Genomic DNA, 19,151 nt, shown 5'->3' with positions numbered 1-19,151 from the left:
GTCCACTCAAAAAGCATATGTGAATTTAAACCAGGTGGCCTGCCCTTCAGTTTTATTTCTGGCTTTAATTTCCCACTGGCTTCTCAGTTCAAAAAACATATTTTTATATTTGTACTGCACACCCGGACCTATAGCAAAAACTTTGCTTCTGTTTTCCTCATCCTGTCTGAGTAGCTCCTGTACAGCCGGTGCTATATTACTGTCTATATCAAAATCGTCATCAGTCATCTGACGGTAATAATATCCGCTGATACCAAGTCTCAAATTCTTTGAAACTGCATATGAGGCACTGTAATCGAAGTGAAATTCCTGTCCGGGCTTTCTGTCAACGTTTACTCCGTAAACAGTGGGGTAATCCTCCTGTGTTGTGTTGAAATCATACATTGCTTTAACAGAAAATTCAAAATTACCGGGGAGGTATGTAATTCCAACAGCCGGTTCAAACGTCCAGAAATTGTGTCCCACATAGGCAAGATTGTCATCTTCCTGATTGTAAAAGGGGATATAAATATCCATTAAAGAAACTGCTGTGTGTAGTTTGCCCTTCATAAAGTGATGTGAAAGAAGAAAAGGACTGTAAATAAGGTAAGGGATGTTTGTATCTGAGTATGAATCGTCACTGTCCGGCCCAACTTTTGCATTAAAGTCCAACTGGGTATTTATAAAGGGGATAAAAAGGTGCTGTCCGTAATTTCCACCCATTATTTTTTTGTCAGTAATGTAGATAAATCTCAATACATCTGCGACTACATTTACTTTATCAAATGCCTTTATGTTGTCACCGTCGTCATCTTTCATTTCATCTGCAGAGTAATAGTAAAAATAGTTGGTGAAATACAGTCCCGGAGGCGGAACAGCCCCTGACATAAAAGCTTCAGCTCCGTTCGGATATGAACCTCCTCCGCCGGCATACAACGCTGTTGAAGAAAAAAACGTTAGTAAGGATACCATAACAATTAATAGTGATAATTTTTTCATAGTCTGCCCCCGGATGATTTTAATACTGCTTAACAATATTAGCTTTAACTTAAAGCAGAGTCAATGAAAATACGTTCTGACGTCACCCCATTTTTCGCAGTGCAAATATTTTTCAATGTCATGTTGGCTAAGTATATGTAAAACAATATTTTTATATGATTTTTGGGGTGATGCCAGAAATACGTTTTATTGTCATAGTTCATTAGATAGTGAAGTGGTGAAGTAGTGAGGTTGTGAGGGAGTGAGGGCGTGAAGTGGGAGGCAGGGAAATAGAAAGTGGAAAGTAGCAATTTATTGAGTGTTAGAAGAGGTATTATGGGTAGTACTGGTAATATGGGATTATCTATGCTTTCACCTTTTAGATGAGATAATAATGTTTAATTATAATATGTCCGGGATTTTGAGATGTGGATTATTGCTAAATGATTTGGCTGTTTGTGGCGATATATTTTTTCATGGTAAAAACGCACTCACCGTCGGCGTTCTGATAATAATCTACTGAGTCCATAAACTGCTTAATTATATATAAACCTCTGCCTCTTTCATCAAAAGGGTCAGGCTTATGGATATCAGAGAGTTCGAGCCCGCCTCCTTTATCAATTACCTCTATATTTATTATTCCGTTATCCAGTTCCAACTTTATTTTTATTTGTTCATCAATACTTTTGCAGCCGTAGAAAATGGCATTGGAAGCCGCTTCTGTCAGTACGAGATTTATCTTGAAGGCAATATCCTGGGTTTCACAGCCGTTTTTTATGATGCTTTTGACAAAAAGTTCAGCCATCTCTCCCAGTGCGGAAACAAGCTTTATATTTCCGGGAACAGTAAGTTCCAAAACGGACGGTTTTGTGTACATTACATGTCCTTTTTTGCAGACTCTAAATCCGGATATATCTGGAGAATCTGTGTAAGTCCTGTGGTTTTTATTATGTCAAGTATCTTAGGGCTTAAATTGACCAGACGAAGTTCCGTTTTGTCGTTGATAGACTGCTTGTGAAGATAAACAAGGGCACTAAGGCCTGAACTGTCTATAAATTCCAGATGCTTAAAATCAACAATCGCATCCTGGGATTTTGTCAGTTCAGACATTTTTTCCTTAAATTCTCCAGAGTTGCTTGCATCGATTCTTACTGTGTCCACCTCTATTACTTTTGTTTTTCCTTCCATATAATTGTTAAGTTTCATTTTGCTTATCCTTCTTTCAAAATTCGTTTGCTATTTAATATTATACACCAAAAGGCTTGATTTTGCTATAATTCTTTAAAGTTTGTTAAACAGATCAGGGGGTTTCCGTCATATTTCAGCGGCAAATGTTGATATTTTTTGTTACAAAAGATAATATATTGGAAGGTTTGTCTGAGAATTTTTTCAGGGTTCTTTTAGCCGGCGGTTTAGTTATCTATATCACCGGCAAAGAAAAGTGGTGTAAACTTAATTCAAGTTTTGCACTTAGGTCGGTCATTGCGGCCGCCCACTTAACGCCTTAAGTAGGCGGGTGGCAATCTCAAAAAAAGAAAAAAGAGAGATTGCTTCGTCGTTAGCACTCCCTGCCCTGTTAAATGCCACAGGCAATCAGCGAAGCTGATATTTAACAGGGCGAACAAAGACTTACAATAGGCGCAAGTGCAAAACTTGAATTAATTATTTGTGTTTAAAAGGGGGCAAAATGTCGAAGATTTCCGTTGTAGGGCATAAAAACCCGGACAGTGATTCCATATGCTCGGCAATTGCATATGCGTATCTGAAAAATAAAATTGATAAAGAACACGAATATTGTGCATTCAGGTGCGGTAATATCAACAGTCAGACTAAATTTATCCTTGAAAATGCCAATATAACAGCTCCGGCTTTCATCAGTGATATATATCCCAAAGTTAAAGATGTGATGTCAAAAGATGTGGTGTCATCCCGTGCGGACTCACCGGTATTCAACGTAATGAAAAATATTGAAAATTTAAAAATCAGAATGACACCTGTTGTTGATGCCAGCAACAAAGTCAGTGGTATTGTTAGTATACTGGAAATAAACGACTATTTTATGACCAGCGACATCTTAAAAAAGCCCGTTTATACATTCAGACCTGAAAATTTTGAAAATGTGATAGACGGTTATTTCCACGCAAAAGGTGAATATGATGAATTTTCCGCCTCGATTATGGTGGGTGCCATGCCTTATGAGCGCTACGTGGAGCATATGGAAAAATTTGATTTAAGCCAGACGGTTCTGGTTGTGGGGAAAAGAAGGGATATAGTGGAATTTGCCCTCTCGAATGAAGTGCCTGCTGTTATTCTTACAGGGATAAAATCATCAGAGGATCTTGATTTTGATTTCAGCGGCTATAAAGGCTGGGTTTACATTTCTAATCTGGATACTGCAGAGACTCTGAGGAGGCTGACCCTTACGGTGCCGGCAAAATACCTCATGAGTCCGGATATCCCAGTTATCACACCCAATGATGATTTGGATGATGCAAAAGATCTTATGTTAAGGCACAACAGAAGAGGACTTATAGTGGTGGATGAGAATGAACAGCTTGCGGGGATTGTAACCCGTTCGGATGTTTTGAAAGGTCATAAACAGAAAATTATTATGGTGGATCACAATGAGATGAATCAGGCGGTGGATGGGGCGGAAACAGCAGAAATTCTTGAAGTCGTTGATCACCACAGGTTGGGGACGGTAAAAACCACAAAGCCCATTCAGTTTCTTGCTAAACCAGTGGGCAGCACCTGTTCCATTATTTACGAGCAGTTCAGAAATTATAATGTAGAGATTCCCAAAAATATCGGTTTGCTTCTTTTGTCAGGCGTTCTCTCCGATACAGTAATGCTAAAATCACCAACAACCACACTTTTTGACAAGGAGATTGTGGAAGAGCTCGCAAATTTGCTAAATGTTGATTATTCAGAATATGGTAAGAAGATGTTTTATGCCACTGACAGTTTGAAATCCAGAGAGCCTGAAGAGGTTATCAATGCAGATTTTAAAAAATACAGTGAATACGGTTTTGAATTCGGCATAGGCCAGGTGGAAGTTGTTAACCTTAATGAAATAGATGAGTTGAAAGATGATTTTTTTGATGCCCTTAAAAATGTCAGAGACAGGAAAAAGCTTGATTTTGCCATGTTACTTGTTACGGATATTGTAAATACGGACAGTGTGCTTCTTTCCACTGAGTTTTATGCGGCCAAAAGACTGGTATACAGGAAACTGGACGACTATTCTTATGATCTTCCCGGTGTGCTTTCCAGGAAAAAACAGTTGCTGCCTGAGGTTTTGAGAGTCCTTGAAGAGACCGCTAAAAAATGATGTTGATATAAATACTGAGTTCGTATATTTTTTCTGAAGATGAAAGTTTATAATAATCTGTCCGAATATAACGAAGAGTTTTCCACCGTTGTGACTGTGGGTAATTTTGACGGTGTTCACCTGGGGCATAGAAAGATTCTGGAAAAAGTCAATTCAATTGCCCGTCAATATAATTTTAAGTCTGTGGTATTTACTTTCGAACCACACCCGTTGAAATATTTTGGTGCTGATGTACCGATGATTTTAACACCTTTACAGAAACAGAAACTGCTTGATGAAACGGGGGTGGACTTTCTTTTTCAAATCGAATTTTCAGAGCAGTTTGCCAAGATGACTCCGGAAGTTTTTGTCAGAGAGATTCTGGTAAAAAAACTGAATGCCAGATTTATTATTGTCGGCTATGATTATAAATTCGGCAGAAGGCGGAAGGGTGACTTTAAACTTTTACAGTTTTTATCCCAGCATTACGGATATACACCTTTTAAAGTTGACAGGGTTGAGATCCACGGGGAAGTGGTATCAAGTACAAATATAAGAAAATTACTTCAGGAAGGGAAAATAAAGAAGGCAAATGAAATGCTGGGACATAACTTCAGTCTGGAAGGCACAGTGGTTGAGGGCAGTAAAATAGGAAGACTGCTTGGATATCCCACGGCTAATATACTTGTTAATAATGAAATACTTCCTAAATTAGGAGTATATGTTTCACGTTTGGTGCTGAATGGAGTGAAATATAACTCTGTAACCAATATCGGTATAAGACCCACACTTAATGATGAAGGTCAGGACGTTAAAGTGGAAGCATTTGTATTTGATTTTAATGAAGATTTATACGGCAAACAAGTGGAATTAGAGCTGCTGGAGTATCTTAGGCCTGAAGCCAAGCTTGACAGTTTTGAAGAGCTTAAAAATGTTATCGAAGCTGACTGCCGGGCTGCCAAAAAGATTCATGCGGAGATGAAATGAGCAGAGTTGCCTTTATAGGTTTGGGTTGTTCAAAAAATACCACCGACCTGGAATATTTAATGGGTTATCTTAGAGACAGCGGTTTGGATATTGTGAACGATATTACATCAAGTGACTACATAGTAATTAACACCTGCGGTTTTATTGAACCTGCTGTAATGGAAGCTATTGAAAATATTGTTCAAACCGGCGAAAAAAAACCCGAAGGGGCAAAAATAATTGCTGCAGGCTGTATGGTGGAGAGATTTAAAGACGAGTTTGAAGAAGAGTTTCCCGAAGTGGATTTTTATACGGGCGTTCACACATTAAAAGAGGCCGGAGATTTTATCCTTAAAGATTCAGGTTTAACTATAGACGAAAGCCGTGTATACGGTTCTGCCAGATTAATCGCCAATCACCCCTATTATGCTTACATTAAAATTGCCGACGGTTGTAACAACAGGTGCAGTTACTGTATTATCCCTTCTATCAGAGGGGAGTTAAAAAGCAGACCTGAGGAAAGTATCATAAGGGAAGCGGAAGAACTAATCAGAAGTGGTGTCAAAGAAATCATTCTTATCTCCCAGGATTCCACAAAATACGGTATTGATCTGTATGGAGAGGGCAGGCTCGTACAGTTGGTTGAAAAGATAAACGATTTAGCCGGTGATTTTTTTATCAGACTGCTATACCTCAATCCGGATGGTATTAATGAAGATGATATCAGGCGTTTTTCTGAAATAGAGAAGCTGGTTAAATATTTTGAAATACCTGTTCAGCATATCAGTGATAAAATTTTATCGAAAATGCATAGAAAATCAGACAGCAGAAAGATAAAAAATGTTTTCAGTAACATAAGGAAGGTAATGCCCGAAGCTTTTATCCGTACAACGTTTATTGTTGGTTTTCCTGGTGAGGATGAAAATGATTTTGAAGAGCTGAAAGGTTTTCTTCGGGATTTTGCACCGGAATATGCAGGTTTTTTCAGGTTTCAACCGGAAGAGGGTACGAAAGCCTTCGATATGTCTGATTATGTAGATAATGAAAAAATTGAAAGCCGAATTTTGGAGCTGGAGAGTATACAGGAGCAAAATACCGTTGAGAGACTGAAGAAAATGCAGAACAAAGAAATTCTGGCATTTGCAGAAGGTTTCAGTGAGGATATAGAGTTTATCCCTGAAGGCAGAGCAATATTTCAGACTCCTGATATAGACGGTAAAACGTTCTTTATTGACGGAAGAGCCGACAGAGGGTATGGTCCATATAAATGTAGTATTGAAAAAATTGTATATCCGGATATATACTGTAAAATAGTTTCATGACGGAGAAAATTTATGAAAAGAATTGTATTGTTACTCATTGCGAGCCTGATGGTTTTCAGCTGTGCAGGTAAAAATGCAGGAGAAATTACTGCCAATGAACTGTTTCAGCAGGGACTGAATCAGTTTTCTGAAGAAGATTATAATGATGCGGCTAAATTGTTTGAGCGTACCATAATGAAGGCGAACACACCGGAACTGGCGGCAAGTGCCCAGCTGTTTCTTGCTGATTCTTATTTTATGATGGAAGATTACGCTCAGGCGATTCCGTCTTACGAGCAGTATCTTAACATTTATGGAGGAAGCAAGGAGGAGCCGAGGGTGATTTATCGTCTGGCCACCTCTTATTACAGATTAATTCCCAGTATAGACAGAGACCAGACGAACACCAGGAAGGCTTTGAAACAGTTTGAGATTTTGGAAAAAAAATATCCTGAATTTGCTAAAGAAAAAAACACAGATAAGCTGATAAATAAACTGCGCAACAAGTTAGCAAGGAAAGAGATGTATATTGCTGATTTTTATTTTCGCATTGGTGAGGAAGAAGCGGCAGCTGCCAGACTAAAAAATATTGTGGAAAATTATAAAAATACAAAAGTGTTTCCGCGGGCAGCTTTGCGACTTAGCGAATATTTTATTGAAAAGGGAAAACATGAAACTCAGGCAGTAACTTATCTGAACAGTGTATTAAGACAGGAAAATGGTAAACAATATTTGTCAGAAGTCAGTGAAATGCTTGATAAGCTGCAAAAGGATATGGGCAGTGAATAGTTTAAGGTAACTTTGGAATGTTGGTGTTAATTATTAAAGTTTCGAACTTACACTTTTTACAAGTCTTTGTTGCGAGCAAAGTGGAGAAATCTCTGCTATAGGAAACGGTATAGCAAAAAAATACGCAAGAGCACTTAGTTTGAAGCAAAGTTTGGATGTTGGAATTAATTAAAAAAATTTTTAAAGGAAATAAAATTTAATTCATATCTCACCTGTCAACGGACGGGTAAAAAAACACAAGGGAAGAATATGAATAATTTTTACACACAATATGAAGAGGGCAAAGCTTGTTTTGATTCCGGGAAATATGACGAGGCGAGGGAGATTTTCGAAGAGTTTATAAAGCACAGAAACGATTTTGCTGATGTGTATAACTATCTGGGTTATATTTATTACATTAGTGATGACAGAGAATCCGCAATCAAAGCTTATCAAAAAGCTGTGGATTTGAACCCTTCCTACACTGAAGCCATCATGAATTTTGCAGTGGTGCTGAACGACTGCGGCAGATCTGATGAGGCTTTGAAATATATGAATCAGCTGAAAAGTGTCCAATATTATGAAGGGGTTGCTGACAGATACTGTCTTGGCAAGCTTGCCAATATGCATGCAGAAACAGCCAGAGCCTATAAAAGCCTTTTCTGGTATGAAGAGGCCATAGAGCAATATCAAAAAGCTTTGCAGTTATGCCCTGATTTCCCTGATATCAGGCTTGAATATGCCATTGCCCTGAGAGATTACGGGGATATGGAAAAAGCGGTTTACGAGTTTGACCAGGTAATTGTCAGAAAGAGCGACTATGCCGAAGCTTATATTCACCAGGGGATAGCATTTTATAAACTGGGCTTTATAGGGTTTGCTCTGGAATCATGGAAAAAAGGTTACGAAATTGACAGTAAGAACAAAATCCTGTCGACATTTTTGTATTTACTTAAAGGAGCTAGGGAGGTTAAATAGATGCTCGATTTGAAATTTATTGTAAAAAATCCGGATACAGTTAAGGAGAACCTCAGAAAGAGAGGAGAGGAAATAGATATCGATGAAATAGTGATGCTGGATGGGCAAAGACGTGAAATTATCCAGAGAGTCGAGTCTTTAAAAAAGGAGCGGAATGAGGTTTCCAAACAGATAGGTGAACTTAAACGCCGGAACGAAGATATTTCTGAAATAACAAGAAAGATGAAAAAGGTATCAAACGATATAGCTGCTTACGATAGCGAAATGAAAAGCGTTGAGACGGCTATTAAAAATAAACTTCTGCGTATTCCCAACCTGCTGTCGGAGAGAACACCTGTGGGAGCGGATGATACGGAAAATGTGGTTGATCATGAATGGGGTGAGAAACCTGATTTCGGTTTTGAAGCCAAGCCCCATTGGGAAATAGCTGAAGATTTAAATCTTGTGGATTTTACACGGGGTGCAAAAATTGCCCAGTCCCGTTTTTCTGTTTATACCGGTCTAGGGGCAAAAATGGAGAGAGCTCTGATAAATTTTATGCTGGATGAGCAGACTACAAACGGATATACCGAAGTAGTCCCCCCTTTCCTGGTGAATGCCGAAACAATGCAGGGTACCGGTCAGCTTCCCAAGTTTGAAGATGATCTTTTTAAGTGTGAAAGAGACGGACTTTATCTGATTCCTACTGCGGAAGTACCTCTGACAAATATATATGCCTCGGAAATTTTAATGGATGAGGAACTTCCCGTAAAAATGACGGCATATACTCCTTGTTTCAGAAGGGAAGCCGGTGCGCACGGTCAGGATACAAGAGGACTGATAAGGCAGCATCAATTCAATAAGGTTGAGCTGGTGAAAATTGTAAAACCTGAAGATTCGGTAAAAGAGCTTGAACTTCTTTTGTCGGATGCGGAAGGCATACTGAAAAAGCTGAACCTGCCGTACAGGGTTGTGAAACTCTGCAGCGGGGATGTAGGCTTTTCTGCAGCATTTACTTATGATATTGAGGTTTGGCTGCCGGGGCAGGAATGTTACAGAGAGATCTCCAGCTGCAGTACATTTACCGATTTTCAGGCCAGAAGAGCCGGGATTAGATATAAGTCAAAAGGGGAGAAAGGTACACATTTTCCTTATACGTTAAACGGCTCCGGACTTGCGGTGGGAAGAACATTCCTTGCAATACTTGAAAACTACCAGCAAAGCGACGGTAGTATTGTTGTCCCTGAGGCTTTAGAGCCGTACATGAACGGTATCGGGGAATTAAGATAATTTATGAGTCCCAGACTGTGTGTTGCAGGGATGCCTCTTTCAGTCGGTTTTGACAGAATCGATAAGGAACTTCAAAGTATAATTCAAAATTCAGAAATCATTATCGCCGAAGAGAAGAAAACTGCACACAGAGTGCTTGCAAGAAGCGGATGCCGCGGGAGAGATTTTTTCCTTCTGAACGAACACAGCGATTTGAAATCAAAGCTTTCTATTGTTGATAAAGTAAGCAGCGCAGGATTATCCTGCTTTTTTTCCGATCAGGGTACGCCTTGTGTTGCTGATCCGGGATATGATTTTGTTGATATGTGTTATGACCGCGGTGTAGATGTTTTTTCATTTCCCGGGCCTTCGAGTATTACAACAGCACTTTCACTCAGCGGTTTTTATGCGGAAAAGTTTTACTTTGCAGGTTTTCCCCCAAGGGAAAAATCATCAAGGAAAAAATTTTTTGACAAACTGTTTTCTGCTGAAGATACAATTGTTCTTTTTGAGCGCCCTTATGTTATGAAAAAGCTGGTTGATGAGCTTGTTGTGTCCAAAAAAAGAATTGCCGTAATTTATAATCTTGGGATGAAAGATGAGAAAGTTATAAGAGGCCGGCCAAAAGAGATTGCAAATGAGTTGAAGAATATGCCCAAGGCTCCTTTTGTAGTCATTCTGGAAGGGGTAAAATGAGCCTGAAACAGGATACTTTAAATATTTTATATGAAGCCGTGAATTCCGTAAAACCGGATAATATTTTTGAAGATATAAATTTTAACGGCGGAAATCTGAATATTTGCGGTGATTCTTATGATTTAAACGATAAGTCAAATGTTTATATCCTTGGCAGCGGCAAAGCTTCCGTTAAGATGGCTGAAAAGGTGAAAGAGATTCTGGGAACGAAAATTTCCGGCGGGCTTATTGTGTCCCATTACCATGAAAGCATTGAAGGCATTGAAGTGGCAGAGTCATCCCACCCGCTCCCCGATGAGAGCAGTCTGGAGGCCGGAAATAAGATGTTAGAGTTTGCCAAATCATGCAAAGAAGATGATTTTATTATTTATCTTCTCAGCGGCGGAACATCCTCTCTTTTGGAATATCCGGCGGAAGGTATTAGTATTTCAGATATAAATACTGCCACTGATATTTTAATGAAAGCAGGTGCTGATATTACCGAACTTAATACGATAAGAAAAAAACTGTCAAAAATCAAAGGGGGCAGGCTTGCCGCTCATTTGAAATGTGAAGGTGTTGTTCTTGTTTTATCTGATGTGGTGGGTGATGATCTGAATTATATCGGTTCCGCTCCCTTGTATTACGATTCATCATCTGAAATTTCCTCTGATATAATTTTTGATAAATACACTCTTTATGATAAATTGCCAAAAAATGTGATTGAAAGGTTGAAATCTGAAAAAGATACAGAAAGCAGAAGATCATTAAAACATTATATTCTGGGCAATAATAACAGGGCTCTTTTGAAGGCTGCGCAAAAAGCCGAAGATTTGGGATATAAACCTGTAATTCTTACTTCTCTGTTGCAGGGGGAGGCCTCTGCAGCGGCAGGTTTTATTGTTTCTCTTCTCAAGTATCACAGTACTCATGAATTTTTATCTAAGCCCCTTTGTTTTATTGCAGGCGGTGAAACGACGGTGACGGTTAAAGGTGATGGTAAAGGCGGCAGAAATCAGGAGCTGGCACTGGCTGGTTTGTTAGAAATGAGCGATTTGGGGAATATTTCCCTTGGTTGTATCGGAACAGACGGAATTGACGGCAATTCCGATGCTGCGGGAGCTGTCGTAACGCCGAACCTGCTTGATGATGTTAGTGTTGACGAGTTAAAAAGTTATCTTAGAGAGAATGATTCCAACACTATTTTGGCAAAATTAGATGCTCTTATAAAAACGGGGAATACCGGAACCAATGTATGTGACGTTTATATAGGACTGGTGGGCTGATATGTCTAAATATCTCGTTTATGTGCTTCTTGTCGTAGGAGGGACATTTGTATCCCTTCAGGCTTCCATTAATGCCAGACTGGCCAAATATGTGGGTTTTGTGGAGAGTGCTTTTATCTCATTCACCGTTGGCACAATGGTTCTTGCAGCTGCAGTACTGCTTAAAAACGGAAACGGCTTAAAGCACATTTTTGAAGTACCCCCCGTATTTTTAACCGGCGGTATGCTTGGGGCCTGTTTTGTTTTTATTATTACCTATTCAGTTCATGTTACAGGTGTAGCTTCGGCACTTGCCACGGCTATAGGTGTTCAGCTTTTGGTCGGGCTTCTTATTGACAAATATAATCCGATGAATGTCATAAAGCTGAATGTTCACTGGTACAATGTTCTCGGCGTACTTTTCATTATTCTCGGCATAATACTGGTAACAAGAGGCAGATAAACTTGACTAAATTGCTGTGTTAATATATATATGCATATATGAGAATTAAATAACCAAAGAGGGAAGAATATGGACAAAATGTGGTTAGAAGATTATTCTGAGAAGCTTAAAGCTATCGGACATCCGGTGAGATTGAAGATTATTCTCGGTTTAATGGAAAATGAATGTAATGTAACAAAAATCTGCAATGGTCTTCAGGTACCCCAGGCTACTACAAGTCAGCATTTGAGTATTTTGAAAAATAAAGGAATCATCGAAGGCAGACGTGAAGGAACAACTGTATGCTACAAAGTGGTCGATGAGGCAGTGGCTGAAATGTTGAAAAAACTTACGGAAGTTTGCAATGTGGAAGTTGATTGCACTTGATTTGAGATGAGAGAAGTTGCGGCTCTATTTAAATCGTTGGGTGACGAGAACAGACTGAGAATTTTTATGATGCTGGCCGAAAGGCCGATGTGTGTATGCGAAATTAACGCAGTTCTTAATGTTGCTTTATCCACTATTTCCGCTCATCTTAAAAATCTCAAATACGCCAGGCTAATTGAGGATTCCAAGGAAGGCAGGTGGGTTGTTTACCGCTTGGCCGAAAACGATTTTGCCTTAAGTATTCTCAACCTTTTAAAATCTAAACTTGCTGATGATGAAGTTTTCAGAAATGATACCGAAAAAGTGAAAAAAATCAGCAGAGAAGATCTCGTCTGTTGACACAGACCCCTCTGAGAGAGATCCTGTAAACGCGAAATTGCGTACTTATCCAGTATAAGGCTTAGCTCAAGTCAGGAAGTTCGGCAATAATAACGTTCAAGATTCAACGTTAAAAGTGAAAGTAAATAGTTATTTATTATTATTCGTAGTTATTTACTGCGAAAAGAGCATGTCCGCTTAAATAACCAATGTTCACGAAGGTGCTTAAATTACTGCTTAGCACTTAACACTTAATATTAATATCCTATTCAGCTGCTCAACCAATATAATAATAAGCCACCTAACAAATTACGACTTCTCCTCTTCACAGTTTCACTAATGCGGTGTCATTGCAAGGAGTCCGCTCGTTAGCAGTCGATGTGGTAATCTCAAATGAGAAATTGCTTCGTCGTTAGCACTCGCTGCCCTGTTAAATGCCACAGGCAATCAGCGAAGCTGATATTTAACAGGGTGAACAATGACGAAGTATGATTTATAATTTTATAATGTTGTATGCGCGGCTGGCTCCTTTGCCTTTACCTATTTCCCTACTCCCCATCTCCCCATTTCACTATCTCCCTACTTTTTTATTTCACTCATTACCCATCACGCGTCACGCATCACGGCTCTTACCATTACGGCTTACACCTCTTGCCACCCATTTATCAAACTCCATCAAAATCAACAGTCCTGTAGCAATAAGCAGCAATACAATCCAGGTGTTTATACCCACAGGCTGCACATCAAGAACTTCCTGCATTACAGGAATATGCATACTTGCAATATGTACCAATTGAGCAAAGAGTACCATCGGTACCAAAAATTTATTTTCAAAAAGCTTGATTTTCCAAATCTGAAGCGTTTCAGATCTGCTGTTAAATACATGAACATTTTCAAAAAGCACCATAAGAAGAAGAGCATAATTTCTTGACTCAAAAACAGAATATCCGCTGGAATAAAAGAAATAAAACGCCCCGAATGCTACCAGTCCCATATACAATCCAGACATCAAAACCCTTCTGATCATAATTGAATCAAAAATTCCTTCATCAGGTGAGCGGGGTTTACGCTTAAGAACGCCCGGCTCACCTTTTTCAAGGGCAAGTGCAACGTCCTGCACTCCGTTGGTTACCAGATTAAGCCATAGTATTTGAAGCGGGGTAAGGGACATTGGGGTATTAAACACAACGGAAAATGTAACCAGTATTATCTCAGCAGCACCCGTTGATATAAGAAGAAAAATAATCTTTCTTATATTATCATACGCTATTCTGCCCTCTTCTATTCCGTTTACAATGGACTGAAAATGATCATCCGTAATAACAACATCCGATGACTCCCTGGCCACATCAGTCCCGCTTTTGCCCATACTGACACCGACATTGGCATATTTCAGAGCAGGGGCATCGTTTACGCCGTCTCCGGTTACGGCAATGAAATGTCCGGCATCTTCAAATATTGATACAAGCTCTTTCTTCTGCTCCGGACTTATCCTGGCAAAAACGTTTTTATTTAAAACTATGCGTTTTTTCTCTTCGAAATCCTCTATTTTGGCTAAATCATAACCGTTAATTACTTCATTAAAATCTGAAACAACCCCCAGTTCTTCTGCAATAGTATAGGCAGTAGCCGGATGATCCCCTGTAATCATAATAACCTTGATTCCTGCCTTAAAAGCGTCCTGTATGGCTTCTTTCACTCCTTCTCTCAGCGGATCAATTATTGCAACAAACCCCAGAAATGTCATTTTCTCCAGGTCTACACCATTCGTTGAGCTTTTTTTGCAGGCAAATGCAATCGTCCTGTACCCTTTAGCAGCCCACGAATCCACTTCAAGAATAATACTTGTTTTGTCCTCATTATTCAAAGAACAAAATTCAAGAATATTTTCTGCAGACCCTTTGGCAAAATGGTATATTTCTTTATCAATTTCCGTAGATGCTGCAGCAAAACCGTTAACAGGCTCATAAGGTATTTCATCAATTTTCCTGCACCCGTAAAGCTTTTGAAGAAATTTCTCATCATTTTCCCTGATAAACTTCAGCAAAGCCACATCCACCTGATCACCAAAAAACTCCCATCCGTCATTAATGACTGCGGAAGCTTCATTGCAGAAATAAAAGGCCTGTTTTGCCTGAATCGGAATTTCATCCCAATTAAGATTTTCACCCCGGGGATTAATAAAATGTTTGACGGTAAGCTCATTTTTCGTCAATGTCCCGGTTTTATCGCTTGCTATCAGTGTACATGAGCCCAGGCTTTCTATAGAAGCCAGTTTGCGGATAATAACATTGCGCTTGCTCATAGCAATACCGCCCGCCGTCAAAGCTATTGAGATGGCAACAGGAAGTCCTTCAGGAATAGCTGCTACTGCAAGAGCCACGGAAAAGAAAAACAGATCGGTCAGCCCCATACCACGCATCATACCGATAACAGCGAAAAGAAGAACCACACCCAGAATAATATACACAAGATGAAGCGAGAATTTTTCCATCCGGGTAATCAACGGTGATTTACCGCTTTCCGAAGATGCCAGCAGGGCGGCAATCTTACCAACTTCCGTGTTTTCGCCTATATCACTGACAACGCCTGTGGCTCTTCCCGCAGCCACATAAGAGCCGGCAAAAAGCATATTTTTCCTGTCGGCAACAGGAATGGATTCATCATGGTAAACAGCTTCAGGGTCTTTTTCCACTTCGACACTTTCACCGGTAAGCAGCGATTCATCAACTTTCAGCTTCCTTTCCTCAATCAGTCTGATATCAGCGGGAACCTTGGAGCCCGACTCCAAAAAGACAATATCACCCAGCGTTATGTTTTCGCTTTCAACGGTAATCTTACTCCCGTCTCTTAACACCTGACAGACTGTCTTCACTTTGTCTTTAAGAGCAGTGGATTTTTTCCAGGCACTGAACTCCTGAAACGTGCCGATCAGGGCATTTATCATTAGTACGGCAAATATAAAAACCGCATCGGTCATATGGCCTATCACAATACTGACAACGGCGGCCAGAAGTAGAACATAAATCAACGGGCTTTTAAACTGGGTGAGGAATATTTTTAGGATATTTACCCTTTTCTCTTCAGGCAGTTTGTTCAACCCGTATCTTTTCAATCTTTTCTCAGCTTCTGAGGAAATAAGCCCTTTAACTGAAGAATTCAGTCTTTTTAAAGTATCTTCTTTAGAAAGCAAAAATGCCTTCATCCCGTCTCCTTGAATAATATCTTACTTAAATTTCCCACCTGCACTGATTACACGCCAGTGGGAAACTTGTATTCTTATTCAAATTATAACAGATTGTTAAAAATGAATCATTTCTTTTAATAAGGAAAATGTTAAATAAAAACCACGGTCAGCCCTGAGGCGAAAATTATTTCAGATGGTTACTAAAAGGTTTTGATAGATAATGCAGAAACTTTAGAAATAGTGCATATGGTAAAAAACAATAGTTGCACTCTGGGAAACATTGAGAGAATCAATTTTGCCGTACATGGGAATGTAAAATCTTTCATCAGCCCTTTTTAAAACATTAGGCCTTATCCCTTTGCCTTCTGAGCCTAATATTACAACGGATTTTTCAGCAAAGCTCACATTCTTTAATGCAAGGGAAGCATTAACATCAGCAGCATATACAAAAAAATTTTCTTTTTTAAGTCTTTCCAAAAACCGGGCAATATTAACAGCCATATATAAATTTACATGGAAGATGCTGCCTGCACTTGCTTTAACCACCGCCGGAGTAATGTTCACCTGGTTATTTTTTGCGACAACAAAATGATTTATTCCAAAACAGTGACCTGAACGTATAATAGCGCCGAAATTCTGAGGATCCTGTATATGATCCAGAACTGCTATTTTAAGTGAAGAGAGGTCGGTATCTATCTCATACTCATCTTTAAATTTCAGGTTTGATTCAAAAGCCACCCCTTGTGCTTCAAGACCGAATTTTTCATTGAATTCAGCGTTTTTTAAAACATCAAAAGTAATTTTGTTTTTTATCAGAATGTTTTTATACTCATCAGTTTCCTTTATATATGCTTTACGTATATTGCCCGTTTTCAAAGCTTCCAAAAAAGGATTCTTGCCGTAAACAATCACATTCCGCTCCCTTTATATTCTGATTGCATATTCAGCTGAATTACTCTAATATCACCTGCTATGGAATTTGTAAACAACATAAAAAACGGCCTGAGAAACGGTCTGAAAATAAGTACAAAGATTATTGTTTACATGCTGCCCTTTTACGTTATCGTGGATGTTCTGGAGCAGAGCGGCTATTTGAGTAAAATCAGTCTTGTTTTCAAACCGGTAATGGGAGTCCTGGGTTTGCCGAGTGAAGCTGCAGTTGCAATTATATCCGGAATGCTGCTTAACCTGTATCCGGCAATTGCCGCCATGGCTCCGCTTTCACTCTCTGTAAAAGAAATCACAATAATAGGACTATTTCTCGGAATCGCGCACAATCTTGTTATAGAGACGATAATTCTCAGCCGCTCAGGTGTTAAAGCTTATTCCGTAGTAATCCTTAGAATTGCGACAGCCTGTGTAGCCGCCATGGGAGTAAATATTTTATGGACTTAAATATAACACAATCGGTAATTGAAGCGTGCCTTTTAAGTCTTAAAATATTTATAATTATTACACTGCTTTTAATCGTATACGAGTTTTATGAAAATTCTCGCTTTTACAATTGGACTAAGAAACTTTTAGACAGACCTATGCAGACTATCGGAATATCATCCAATGCTTCAATTACTATGGTGGTGGGGATTGTTCTGGGGATTGCCTACGGTGCCGGAATTCTTCTGAAAAATGTGCAGGAAAGGAAGATGAACAGCAAAGATATCGCTCTGACATCATATTTTCTTGCCGTATGTCACGCCGTTTTTGAAGATACACTTCTTTTTGTCGCTGTGGGAGCAAACGGTTTTATTATCATCGGCGTGCGTATTCTTCTGGCAGTCATATTAATATCAATTTTAAACAAATATATTTTCAGGACGATGGCTGGAGATAGTGAACTGGGGAGATAGAGAGATTGTGAGATGGGGAAGGTGGTGTATTAGTGTACCGGTTATTGGTTGAGTGGGCAGACATTAAATGTTGAACCCATATCTTTCCCACATCCATCTTAATCAATATTGAAAACCTGCCATCCAGAGGGGCAGTCTGTTGCCCAACGGAATGTCTAAATCATCAGATACGATATACTCAGCATTTTTTCGTTTTTTATTTCTGCCGCCGATTTCAAATTTTTTATTATTTACAATATAATCACACTCTTTTTCATCATCACTTGCGTATAACTCGTACAATTCCTTCATCGACAACACAAAAAAGGCCTCTCTTACATTTCCGATATCTCCTCTGAAACAATGGTAACAAGAAGGGTCAGATAAAAATATTTTTGACCCTTTTGAATAGTTGTGTTTATTTTTTTTCCGCACAATGTTAATCAGCTCCGAATGTTCCATAACATATAGAATATCATATAATTTTTCTTTACCTATTCCCCATTCACTGCACATTCCTGAAACATTTATAGTAGGTACAGGTGAAATCAAAAGATGTCCGATAATAGCATTCATTAACCTCAAATGGCTGTCCTGGATAGATTTAACATAAAAAGGTATGTCACTATAGAGAGATTTTCCAATCAGATTTTTTAATCTGGAACAGTATTCACCCTCAAAAAAAATAGGTCTTATTCCAAAATCGAGATAATCATTAAACAATTTTAAAATATTGAGTTCGCTTATATCTGATAAAAATGATTTTTGAAAATTAAAAATATCAATTTTTTCTGTTAACCTACCTGTAACTAAGTACACATATTCACGAAACGAAAGCATGGGAATCCGGTACTGCACAAATCTTCTGGATAAATCAGCGACAGATTTTTTCAGCATAAGATTGCTGCTATCACTGATCCATATATATTTATCAGGGTAATCATCAAAGAGAGCTTTTACATTCAAGCTCCAGCTGTTTGAATGGTGAATCTCGTCAATAACGATACCTTCATAACCTTTCTTAAATATTTCCTGCACAAAATCGTACAGAGGGAGGGATGAAATCAGAGGATTATCCGCACTGAAATACAGGAAATTTTTGTTCCGAATTTTATCAAGAAGAAATGTAGTTTTTCCCACTCCCCGTTGACCGTAAACAAGAGCCCCCCTTGTATTATCAATATTTAGCTTTTCATAGAATGGTCGTTTTTTGTCAGGAAGACTTAACTTTAATCTCTCGAATGTCAGTTCGCAATTTTCCAACACCCTATTATGGACTTTCCACCTTTTTCTACACAAAAAGTTAAGCACATTGCTCCATTTCTTTATAATATAGTTCCAGTTTCTCTCTCGGAGTATTGTATTCAATAGCTGAATGAGTCCTTTTTGAGTTATAATAACACTCAATATACTCAAAAATACTCATCCTCGCTTCCTTGCGAGTGTTGTATTTACCTTCCTGATATATTAACTCGCTCTTCAGTGTCTTGAAAAAACTCTCAGCAACTGCATTGTCATAACAA

At 38.9% G+C, this 19,151-nt stretch carries 20 protein-coding genes; 13 read left to right on the top strand and 7 right to left on the bottom strand.

Annotation, left to right across the window (positions count from 1 at the left end):
- Positions 1–6: 6 nt before the first annotated feature.
- From UMU13_RS10620 to UMU13_RS10610, 3 genes are all read right to left on the bottom strand, one after another.
- Positions 7–978, bottom strand: a complete 972-nt coding sequence (locus UMU13_RS10620) for a SphA family protein (RefSeq protein ID WP_328219020.1) — start codon at positions 976–978, stop codon at positions 7–9.
- A 418-nt stretch (positions 979–1,396) separates the two neighbouring features.
- The gene (locus tag UMU13_RS10615) at positions 1,397–1,834 is read right to left on the bottom strand and encodes an ATP-binding protein (RefSeq protein ID WP_273264742.1); all 438 of its coding nucleotides are present in this window, start codon (positions 1,832–1,834) and stop codon (positions 1,397–1,399) included.
- The gene (locus UMU13_RS10610) at positions 1,834–2,163 is read right to left on the bottom strand and encodes an STAS domain-containing protein (RefSeq protein ID WP_328219019.1); all 330 of its coding nucleotides are present in this window, start codon (positions 2,161–2,163) and stop codon (positions 1,834–1,836) included. The genes UMU13_RS10615 and UMU13_RS10610 overlap by 1 nt, the downstream gene beginning before the upstream one ends.
- Positions 2,164–2,644: 481 nt before the next feature.
- On the opposite strand from UMU13_RS10610, the gene UMU13_RS10605 reads away from it, so the two are divergent.
- From UMU13_RS10605 to UMU13_RS10555, 11 genes are all read left to right on the top strand, one after another.
- The gene (locus tag UMU13_RS10605) at positions 2,645–4,288 is read left to right on the top strand and encodes a putative manganese-dependent inorganic diphosphatase (RefSeq protein WP_328219018.1); all 1,644 of its coding nucleotides are present in this window, start codon (positions 2,645–2,647) and stop codon (positions 4,286–4,288) included.
- Between the two features lie 39 nt (positions 4,289–4,327).
- Positions 4,328–5,254, top strand: a complete 927-nt coding sequence (locus UMU13_RS10600; protein ID WP_328219016.1) for a bifunctional riboflavin kinase/FAD synthetase — start codon at positions 4,328–4,330, stop codon at positions 5,252–5,254.
- The gene (gene rimO / locus UMU13_RS10595; protein ID WP_328219015.1) at positions 5,251–6,555 is read left to right on the top strand and encodes a 30S ribosomal protein S12 methylthiotransferase RimO; all 1,305 of its coding nucleotides are present in this window, start codon (positions 5,251–5,253) and stop codon (positions 6,553–6,555) included. Before UMU13_RS10600 ends, rimO begins: the two co-directional genes overlap by 4 nt.
- A gap of 12 nt (positions 6,556–6,567) precedes the next feature.
- A complete protein-coding gene (locus UMU13_RS10590; RefSeq protein WP_013885735.1) occupies positions 6,568–7,323 on the top strand; it encodes an outer membrane protein assembly factor BamD in 756 nt (251 codons plus the stop codon).
- Between the two features lie 249 nt (positions 7,324–7,572).
- Positions 7,573–8,280 carry a tetratricopeptide repeat protein gene (locus UMU13_RS10585; RefSeq protein ID WP_328219013.1) on the top strand — a complete coding sequence of 236 codons (708 nt, stop codon included), beginning with the start codon at positions 7,573–7,575 and terminating at the stop codon, positions 8,278–8,280.
- Positions 8,281–9,549 carry a serine--tRNA ligase gene (gene serS, locus UMU13_RS10580; RefSeq protein WP_328219012.1) on the top strand — a complete coding sequence of 423 codons (1,269 nt, stop codon included), beginning with the start codon at positions 8,281–8,283 and terminating at the stop codon, positions 9,547–9,549.
- Positions 9,550–9,552: 3 nt separating this feature from the next.
- The gene (locus tag UMU13_RS10575) at positions 9,553–10,224 is read left to right on the top strand and encodes an SAM-dependent methyltransferase (protein WP_328219011.1); all 672 of its coding nucleotides are present in this window, start codon (positions 9,553–9,555) and stop codon (positions 10,222–10,224) included.
- Positions 10,221–11,489 carry a glycerate kinase type-2 family protein gene (locus tag UMU13_RS10570; RefSeq protein ID WP_328219010.1) on the top strand — a complete coding sequence of 423 codons (1,269 nt, stop codon included), beginning with the start codon at positions 10,221–10,223 and terminating at the stop codon, positions 11,487–11,489. The genes UMU13_RS10575 and UMU13_RS10570 overlap by 4 nt, the downstream gene beginning before the upstream one ends.
- A gap of 1 nt (position 11,490) precedes the next feature.
- The gene (locus tag UMU13_RS10565) at positions 11,491–11,931 is read left to right on the top strand and encodes a DMT family transporter (RefSeq protein ID WP_273264757.1); all 441 of its coding nucleotides are present in this window, start codon (positions 11,491–11,493) and stop codon (positions 11,929–11,931) included.
- A gap of 69 nt (positions 11,932–12,000) precedes the next feature.
- Positions 12,001–12,297, top strand: a complete 297-nt coding sequence (locus UMU13_RS10560) for an ArsR/SmtB family transcription factor (protein WP_273264759.1) — start codon at positions 12,001–12,003, stop codon at positions 12,295–12,297.
- A 6-nt stretch (positions 12,298–12,303) separates the two neighbouring features.
- Positions 12,304–12,636, top strand: a complete 333-nt coding sequence (locus tag UMU13_RS10555; protein WP_328219009.1) for an ArsR/SmtB family transcription factor — start codon at positions 12,304–12,306, stop codon at positions 12,634–12,636.
- 592 nt (positions 12,637–13,228) lie between these two features.
- Here the strand turns inward: UMU13_RS10555 and UMU13_RS10550 are convergent.
- Entirely contained in the window at positions 13,229–15,820 is a 2,592-nt protein-coding gene (locus tag UMU13_RS10550; RefSeq protein WP_328219008.1) for a cation-translocating P-type ATPase, read from the bottom strand.
- 213 nt (positions 15,821–16,033) lie between these two features.
- Positions 16,034–16,714: a 23S rRNA (guanosine(2251)-2'-O)-methyltransferase RlmB gene (gene rlmB, locus UMU13_RS10545; RefSeq protein WP_328219006.1), complete on the bottom strand. Its 681-nt coding sequence runs from the start codon at positions 16,712–16,714 to the stop codon at positions 16,034–16,036.
- Between the two features lie 60 nt (positions 16,715–16,774).
- Between rlmB and UMU13_RS10540 the strand changes: the two genes are divergently transcribed.
- Together UMU13_RS10540 and UMU13_RS10535 are read left to right on the top strand one after the other, a co-directional pair.
- The gene (locus UMU13_RS10540) at positions 16,775–17,197 is read left to right on the top strand and encodes a nucleoside recognition domain-containing protein (RefSeq protein ID WP_328219005.1); all 423 of its coding nucleotides are present in this window, start codon (positions 16,775–16,777) and stop codon (positions 17,195–17,197) included.
- Positions 17,188–17,649 carry a nucleoside recognition domain-containing protein gene (locus UMU13_RS10535; protein WP_328219004.1) on the top strand — a complete coding sequence of 154 codons (462 nt, stop codon included), beginning with the start codon at positions 17,188–17,190 and terminating at the stop codon, positions 17,647–17,649. The genes UMU13_RS10540 and UMU13_RS10535 overlap by 10 nt, the downstream gene beginning before the upstream one ends.
- 102 nt (positions 17,650–17,751) lie before the next feature.
- Here UMU13_RS10535 and UMU13_RS10530 read toward each other — a convergent pair whose 3' ends face one another.
- On the bottom strand, positions 17,752–18,894 hold the full coding sequence (locus UMU13_RS10530; protein WP_328219003.1) for an ATP-binding protein: 1,143 nt from the start codon (positions 18,892–18,894) through the stop codon (positions 17,752–17,754).
- A gap of 37 nt (positions 18,895–18,931) precedes the next feature.
- A partial coding sequence (locus tag UMU13_RS10525) for an IS3 family transposase (protein WP_328219001.1) occupies positions 18,932–19,151 on the bottom strand: 220 nt, incomplete at its 5' end.

It is taken from the genome of Flexistipes sp. (genome assembly GCF_036172515.1).
Lineage (GTDB): Bacteria > Chrysiogenota > Deferribacteres > Deferribacterales > Flexistipitaceae > Flexistipes.
This window is presented reverse-complemented; position numbering and strand designations above follow the sequence as displayed.

Coding starts and splice junctions, on each gene's coding strand:
- rimO (WP_328219015.1), top strand. CDS start 5,251: ATGAGCAGAGTTGCCTTTATAGGTTTGGGTTGTTCAAAAAATACCACC.
- UMU13_RS10570 (WP_328219010.1), top strand. CDS start 10,221: ATGAGCCTGAAACAGGATACTTTAAATATTTTATATGAAGCCGTGAAT.
- UMU13_RS10610 (WP_328219019.1), bottom strand. CDS start 2,163: ATGAAACTTAACAATTATATGGAAGGAAAAACAAAAGTAATAGAGGTG.
- UMU13_RS10575 (WP_328219011.1), top strand. CDS start 9,553: ATGAGTCCCAGACTGTGTGTTGCAGGGATGCCTCTTTCAGTCGGTTTT.
- UMU13_RS10615 (WP_273264742.1), bottom strand. CDS start 1,834: ATGTACACAAAACCGTCCGTTTTGGAACTTACTGTTCCCGGAAATATA.
- UMU13_RS10535 (WP_328219004.1), top strand. CDS start 17,188: ATGGACTTAAATATAACACAATCGGTAATTGAAGCGTGCCTTTTAAGT.
- UMU13_RS10620 (WP_328219020.1), bottom strand. CDS start 978: ATGAAAAAATTATCACTATTAATTGTTATGGTATCCTTACTAACGTTT.
- serS (WP_328219012.1), top strand. CDS start 8,281: ATGCTCGATTTGAAATTTATTGTAAAAAATCCGGATACAGTTAAGGAG.
- UMU13_RS10600 (WP_328219016.1), top strand. CDS start 4,328: ATGAAAGTTTATAATAATCTGTCCGAATATAACGAAGAGTTTTCCACC.
- UMU13_RS10555 (WP_328219009.1), top strand. CDS start 12,304: ATGAGAGAAGTTGCGGCTCTATTTAAATCGTTGGGTGACGAGAACAGA.
- UMU13_RS10605 (WP_328219018.1), top strand. CDS start 2,645: ATGTCGAAGATTTCCGTTGTAGGGCATAAAAACCCGGACAGTGATTCC.
- UMU13_RS10585 (WP_328219013.1), top strand. CDS start 7,573: ATGAATAATTTTTACACACAATATGAAGAGGGCAAAGCTTGTTTTGAT.
- UMU13_RS10550 (WP_328219008.1), bottom strand. CDS start 15,820: ATGAAGGCATTTTTGCTTTCTAAAGAAGATACTTTAAAAAGACTGAAT.
- UMU13_RS10590 (WP_013885735.1), top strand. CDS start 6,568: ATGAAAAGAATTGTATTGTTACTCATTGCGAGCCTGATGGTTTTCAGC.
- UMU13_RS10565 (WP_273264757.1), top strand. CDS start 11,491: ATGTCTAAATATCTCGTTTATGTGCTTCTTGTCGTAGGAGGGACATTT.
- UMU13_RS10560 (WP_273264759.1), top strand. CDS start 12,001: ATGGACAAAATGTGGTTAGAAGATTATTCTGAGAAGCTTAAAGCTATC.
- UMU13_RS10540 (WP_328219005.1), top strand. CDS start 16,775: ATGGAATTTGTAAACAACATAAAAAACGGCCTGAGAAACGGTCTGAAA.